Genomic DNA, 4,720 nt, shown 5'->3' with positions numbered 1-4,720 from the left:
CACATCCATCAACTTAACGTATATTTTTATACAAAATGCGGTCTTTCCACGTAGTTTTTTATTATCTTTTATAGATGTTATAAAAGTAGGCACGTCAAATAAACCCTGACGGGTTTCAAATTTTTCGCTATGCTACCTGATGGGCAGAAGTGGTATACTCATACACAACACCTAAAATATCAAAGACTGTTTTTTTCTCATATCTGTGAGATTTTCGTCCGTTTCGCTGTAGGAGGTTAAACAGACGAAGGAGAATCTTTGATAATTCTTGGGTGTTTTTATGTAGTGCTTGATGAAAAAGTAAGAAATAATCTTTAATTATGTACATCGCTTTATATTCACTTAGTTCTTTCTGTTTCTTACGTAATAGGAGTTCTCTCATTTTAAACATAGTAGAAGAACATAATAGAATACTAATGAGTTGTCCATAAAGGTGGCATTCTAATCGCTCTTGTTTAATAGATTTACAACGATGAATTCGAAACCAAGATTTCCATATTTTAAATAACAGCTCAATTTGCCAACGCAGTGAATATAAATCATAGATTTTCTCTTTCGGTACCCATTCCGTAGGAATGTTTGTCATATATACCGTAATTCCTTGTAAAAGTTTCGTACGATCTGTATATGTAATCCCTTTTTTCTTTTCACGAATAGCTCGATCATGTAGACGTTTCTGTTTTTGCGCCTCTGTACATCTATAAACCACAATGCGAGTGGGTAGTTTGTCTTTGCTCCCTACATATACATCTTGTAATTCATAAACTTGGCCAGGTTGTAATTGGTTCATGATGTCTTCCAAATGAATTTGTATATATACCGGTCTCAATTGAGCAGGTTTTGTTTTAAATACCACTGTTTCGAATTCTTTTCTATATATTTTAGTTGGTAATTTAAGACGCGATAAATAATACCCTTCCTTATCTTGGATTGATTTAAAGTCTTGTAAACGAAAATACCCTAAGTCACGAATATATAGTTCATTCTTTTGTGTCATGTCCATTCGAGTCGCCCCATATGCCTGATCACTTCGTTTTCCTGGTTCAATTTTCACATCAGAAAACTCTCCACTCAACAAGTCATACTCTAATTGAATTTTTACACCAGCTGTATGACTACAGCCTCCGGCACCAGGATAAGTAGCTGCGAATCGATCTGGAACTTGAAAGGTTGTAGAATCAAGGATGCGAATCCGCTCAAAGTAAGCAGAAAGAGAATGAGAAATTGTAGATGATCCTCCAATTTTAGCTTGTAGAAGTGTAGTAAATACAGTTCGAAAGAAGGCTACAGAAGCCGAGTTAAATCGTCGATTCAGTCCCTCAGGACTTAATAAAATTCCTGTTGAAGTTTCTAATTGACTACAAAGTTGAGTAAGAGAGGTTGTAGCGATTTGTTGATTTAACCATACACACAAAGATAAAAAATGGTGCCCATGGCACTTACGTTTTCGTTTCATTCCACCTGCTTCTATAGCTAATTGATTAAGTGTAGCGGGAGACATATATCGATATAACTCTTCGGCAAATAAAGACAGCTCTTGTTTTTGATGCATATTCATAAAAAGCACGTCACCCTTTCTCATTAACATAAGAGAATAGTAACGTGCTTTTAAGTTTAAGAATAGTCTATTTTCTTAAGTTGATGGATGTGTGGCGGTACCCCCAGTAGGCAATCTTTCAATTTCTATGAAAGTCAACTGATCTGTTAATTATGTATGGTAGCAAATAAGCTCTTATGTCCACGGATATAAGAGCTTATTTGCATATGGATCACTCTTTTATGTACAATGAAAGAAAAACATCATATGAGATGGGGAGAGGAAAACCCATGTCCAACCAACAATTAGTGAATTTACGTATTGATTTTGCTTTTAAACAATTATTTGGTACAAGTGGAAATGAAGATATTCTCATTGCTTTTTTAAATGCGATGTTACAAGATTCTTTAGAATCACCCATTGTTTCGTTACAACTAGAAGATCCACACTTGCACCGAGAACATGAAGAGGATAAATTATCGATTTTAGATATTTCCGCTACATTAGATACAGGAACAAAGGTAAATATAGAAATACAGCTGAATAACAATCATGACATGATTAAGAGAAGTTTGTATTACTGGGGAAGGTTATATACATCCCAACTACAAAAGGGAATGCCATATAGTTCTCTTCACAAAACCATTACGATTAATTTATTAAACTTTGTGATGTTTCCAGAATATGAAGCATTTCATACAACAGGAATCCTATGGAATCAACAGCAACAAAAGAAGTTAAGTGATGATATTGAAGTTCATATTGTAGAGATTCCCAAACTCATGCAACAGTGGCGGAATGAACAAATAAATCCCTGGGAAGATTCATTTGTTCGTTGGTTGTTATTACTTCCAGCGAATGAGGATGAACAATTAACCCAAACATTGGAGGATATTGCGATGAACCAAGACCCTATTTTACAAAAAGCAATGAATAAATGGGAACGTATGAGTCAAGATTCTTCTTTCCGACAAGCATATGAAGCAAGGGAAAAAGCTCTTATGGATGAGGCTGCAAAGTTTGCTTATGCAGAACAAAAGGGCATTGAAAAAGGTATTGAACAAGGGAAGATACAGCTTATTCGTGGTATGCACAAAAACGGAATGCCAATAAAAGATATTGCGAAATTTACGAATTTATCTATAGAAGAAATACAAGAAATTCTTGAATTATAAATGAATAAATGGGAACGTATGAGTCAAGATTCTTCTTTCCGACAAGCGTATGAAGCAAGGGAGAAAGCGTTGATGGATGAAGCCGCAAAATTTGCTCATGCTCGTAATGAAGGAAAGAAAGAAGGGCGTCAAGAGGGGATTGAAGAAGGAAAAATTCAATTGATTTGTGGAATGCATAAAAATGGAATGCCAATTGAAGATATTGCAAAGTTTACAAGTTTTGATATAGAAGAAATACGAAACATTTTACAAGCCTAAATACTTAAAAATAACACCTACAAATATTGTAGGTGTTATTTTTAAGTGGCCGCCACCAGGGAGTATAATTAATGTTCGAAGAGATTTGAACTATCCCTACTTTCACTTCGTTTTACAAAAAAGAAGGACAAAGGTTGAAAAATAGGTAAATCATAATAAAAACTACAGGTCTGTAATTGATTAAGAACCTGTAGTTTTTTATAATATTCAACCTATTTTATTTTCCAGCTTTTTTAGTTTCAATAATAAATTTTGAAACTAATTCTGATAATGCTTCTACTTTTTCTTTTATTTTGTTAGATTGACTCGATACTTCCTCAATTGATGCTGCTTGTGATTGGATTGACTGTACAGTTTGAGTGGTTTCTTTAGCTATTTGTGTTGCAGTTTCAGAAACACTTGATATAGAAGCATTAACTTCTTCTGTACCGGCAGACATTTCTTCTGTCGCTGCAGATACCTCTTGAATTTGGCTAGTGATTTTATTAATAGCCACCATAATAGATGAGAATGCTTGATCTGCTTGATAAGCAGCTTCTTTTCCTTCTGTAGCCTTTTGTTGGCCCTTTTGCATGACATCCACCGTATCTTTTGTATCTGTTTGAATCAATTGTATTAAATGATTAATTTCATTTGCCGATTCTTTCGATTTCTCTGCTAAATCCCTTACTTCAGCTGCAACTACTGCAAATCCTTTTCCATTTTCTCCGGCACGCGCTGCTTCAATCGCAGCGTTTAAGGCGAGAAGATTAGTTTGTTCAGCAATGTTAGTGATAGCGTCCAGAGCGCTATCAATTTGCTGTGTACGTGTAACAAGTCTATCAATTACTGTGGATGTTTCTTCAACAACCTCATGAACACTATTCATTTGAAGTATCGATTGTTTTATTACTTCACTACCAGAATTGACTTGTTCTGTTGTTGTGACAGCCAATTCTGTAACCGTTGCCGAAGATTCAGCTACTGTTTGAACTCCAGTCGCTATTTCTTCCATTGATAATGAACTTTCTTGAATACTAGTAACTTGTCCTTCTATTTTTTTATCGATCTCAGAAATAGTTTGAACAACCTCTCTTGATACACGAGATGCTCGTTTAGTATCTTGCAACATTCCATTGGTAGAAGAAATAACCTCTTGAGTTGTGATTTTTACTTCACCAATTAATTGTTGCAAGTTATCTAACATACTATTAAAAGATTTCACAATGCTTCCCAATTCATTATTTGATTTATAAGAAGTACGGATTGTTAGGTCACCTTTGGATACTTGTTGCATATCCCTTTGTAGTAATACAATTGGTTGTTTAATCGCATTTTTAATGATATATCCAATAAAAATAACGATTGCAATTGCTATAATGGAAATACTAACAAACATCATTATTGTGCTTGTTGCACTGTCGGTATTATTTTTTTGTAATTGCTCTGCATTATTATTATTATATAGGATAAGTTCACCAATTGCCTGAGTTGTCTTTTTCATATTTGGTTCAACTTCTTTTAGATAATAAGCATATGCTTCTTCATTATTAGATTGCCCCAAATCTTCCACTTTCTTCAGTTGTGTTCTTAATTCATTAAATCTTTCAAGAAATGTTGTATATAATTCTTTTTCTTTACTAGCACTAACTCTAACCTCAAACTGCTTTAATAACTGATTAGTTTCTGTATGCAATGTATCAATTTCTGTCATAAGCTCTTTTATTCTTTTTTCATCTTTTGATACCATAATTTCATTTACATTCATATT

General features: G+C 34.0%; 3 protein-coding genes and 1 pseudogene. 2 read left to right on the top strand and 2 right to left on the bottom strand.

The genetic code is table 11. From position 1 onward, the window contains the following. Positions 1-127: 127 nt before the first annotated feature. The gene (locus tag ACO6VI_RS32710) at positions 128-1,558 is read right to left on the bottom strand and encodes an IS4-like element ISBce2 family transposase (RefSeq protein ID WP_422424664.1); all 1,431 of its coding nucleotides are present in this window, start codon (positions 1,556-1,558) and stop codon (positions 128-130) included. A 269-nt stretch (positions 1,559-1,827) separates the two neighbouring features. On the opposite strand from ACO6VI_RS32710, the gene ACO6VI_RS32705 reads away from it, so the two are divergent. Beyond that, a complete protein-coding gene (locus ACO6VI_RS32705; RefSeq protein WP_422425172.1) occupies positions 1,828-2,712 on the top strand; it encodes an Rpn family recombination-promoting nuclease/putative transposase in 885 nt (294 codons plus the stop codon). After that, a pseudogene (locus tag ACO6VI_RS32700) lies at positions 2,713-2,970 on the top strand (Rpn family recombination-promoting nuclease/putative transposase); the annotation flags it as partial. Between the two features lie 217 nt (positions 2,971-3,187). Here the strand turns inward: ACO6VI_RS32700 and ACO6VI_RS32695 are convergent. After that, positions 3,188-4,720 (bottom strand): methyl-accepting chemotaxis protein (locus ACO6VI_RS32695; RefSeq protein WP_422425170.1); only part of this gene is annotated, 1,533 nt, incomplete at its 5' end.

This window comes from Bacillus sp. PSXD-155, assembly GCF_049310765.1.
GTDB lineage: Bacteria > Bacillota > Bacilli > Bacillales > Bacillaceae_G > Bacillus_A > Bacillus_A cereus.
The sequence above is the reverse complement of the archived record's forward strand: the minus strand, read 5'-3'. Positions and strand labels throughout refer to the sequence as shown.

Bases quoted from the DNA above. Each gene is read 5' to 3' on its own strand.
- ACO6VI_RS32705 (WP_422425172.1), top strand. From the start codon at position 1,828: ATGTCCAACCAACAATTAGTGAATTTACGTATTGATTTTGCTTTTAAA.
- ACO6VI_RS32710 (WP_422424664.1), bottom strand. From the start codon at position 1,558: ATGAATATGCATCAAAAACAAGAGCTGTCTTTATTTGCCGAAGAGTTA.